3 protein-coding genes are annotated in these 1900 nt (G+C 58.7%); all 3 read left to right on the top strand.

The genetic code is table 11. The annotated features are described in order from the left end of the window. Positions 1-177: AlpA family phage regulatory protein (locus FVQ81_18485; protein MBW7998519.1), on the top strand; the 177-nt coding region annotated here is incomplete at its 5' end. 174 nt (positions 178-351) lie between these two features. Next, a complete protein-coding gene (locus tag FVQ81_18480; GenBank protein MBW7998518.1) occupies positions 352-849 on the top strand; it encodes a helix-turn-helix domain-containing protein in 498 nt (165 codons plus the stop codon). Continuing rightward, positions 836-1900 (top strand): tyrosine-type recombinase/integrase (locus tag FVQ81_18475; protein MBW7998517.1); only part of this gene is annotated, 1065 nt, incomplete at its 3' end. The genes FVQ81_18480 and FVQ81_18475, both read left to right, overlap by 14 nt.

Raw genomic sequence — 1900 nt, 5'->3', positions numbered from 1 at the left:
GGCTTCGTTCGCCAATCTCGATTGATCCCCGCGATTGTTCCCTTTTCGTCCGCGACACTTTGGCGAAAGGTGAAAGCTGGCACCTTCCCAGCTCCTGTCAAGCTGTCGACGCGGGTGACGGCGTGGCGTGTGGAGGATGTCCGGGAATGGATGCGATCCCGCACGGCCGCTATCTGACGGGGTCCGCCATGATCGCTAGTTCAATCGCCAAGGCCCTTGGCTGGCGCAAGGCAGGTGCAAGCTGGTTGTCCGGCTCACGACGACCACAGACCTAGCCTGTCGATCATCCGGACATTAATCGAGCACGGCCTTGAAGCTTCGGGCGTCAGCAATGCGTGAGCGGAGTCCAGCGTGAGCAGCCACCACCCGAACCATCGCCTCGTGAAAATCCATCGGAACTACGCGGTGGAGGAGATCGCTCAGCTCTTGGGAAAGCACAAGAACACGGTTCGGAATTGGCTCCGAGACGGGCTTGTGGTCATCGACGACAGGCGTCCCGCCCTCGTCCTGGGATCCACCCTTGTCGATTTTCTCAAGGAACGGCGGGGGCGGAACAAGACGACGCTGAAGCCAGGAGAGATTTACTGCATTAGGTGTCGCCTCGCGGTGAAACCGGCGGGCGGGATGGCCGATCGCATCCACGTCACGGACGTGATCGGAAATCTTCGGGGCATCTGTCCGCATTGCGATCTACTAATTCACCGCCGTGTCAGCCTCGCTAAGATTGATCACGTAAAGGGTGATCTGGAGATCACGATTGAACTGGCAGGGGAACGCATAAGGGAGAGCCCCGACCCCACCGTGAATTGTGACTACAGCGAAGGAGCGGAAACCCATGACGACGCATAACGCCCGGAACGAGCGTGTGAAGCGGGAATACCTGACATATTTGAAGGAGGCCAAGCGTCTCAGCGAGACATCAATCGACGGGGTGGCCGCCGCGCTACACCGGTTCGAGACCTACACCGGATTCCGCGATTTCAGGCAATTCCATATCCAACAGGCCATCAATTTCAAGCGGCATTTGGCGAAGGAGCGGAACGAGCGCACGGGCAAACCGCTCAGCAAGGCGACGATGCACGCGGTATTGTCGGCCTTGAAAGCCTCCTTTCAATGGCTGGCTGGAAGGCCCGGCTACAAGTCCCGCCTTACCTATGCTGACGCCGAATACTTTAACCTTTCGGAAAAAGAAACTCGGGAGGCTAAGGCCCATACCGAACGCCCGGCGCCAACGGTCGAACAGATCGTCCATGTGCTTGGTGGCATGTCGGCGAAAACGGAGATCGAGCTGCGGGACCGGGCGGTTATCGCATTCACGCTTCTAACAGGTGCTCGGGATGGGGCAATCGCCTCTATGAAGCTCAAGCATATCGACTTGGCTGAAGGGCGTGTTATCCAGGATGCGCGCGAGGTTCGAACCAAGTTCTCCAAGACCTTCACGACCTACTTCTTCCCAGTCGGGGACGAGGTGCGCCGGATCGTGGAAGAGTGGGCCGATTTCCTGCGGGCCGAAAAGCTGTGGGGCAACGACGACCCGCTTTTTCCCTCCACCGAAGTGTCCCTGGGCAACAATCAGCAATTCCGCGCTTCGGGTCTCGCACGCGTGCATTGGAGTACCGCATCTCCGATTCGCGAGATCTTCCGAAAGGCGTTCGAGCAGGCCGGCTTGCCCTATTTCAACCCGCATAGCTTCCGGAAGACACTGGCGCGGCTCGGAGAACGGGTCTGCCGTACACCCGAGGAATTCAAGGCGTGGAGCCAGAATCTCGGGCACGAACACGTTTTGACCACGTTTACCAGCTACGGCAACGTCGCTCCCGACCGGCAAAGCGAGGTGATGCGCGCGTTTTCTATGAATGAACCCCCTGATCGGCAAAACTCGGGCCAACCATCATTGGTG

The organism is Candidatus Glassbacteria bacterium, from assembly GCA_019456185.1.
Lineage (GTDB): Bacteria > Gemmatimonadota > Glassbacteria > GWA2-58-10 > GWA2-58-10 > JAJRTS01.
This window is presented reverse-complemented; position numbering and strand designations above follow the sequence as displayed.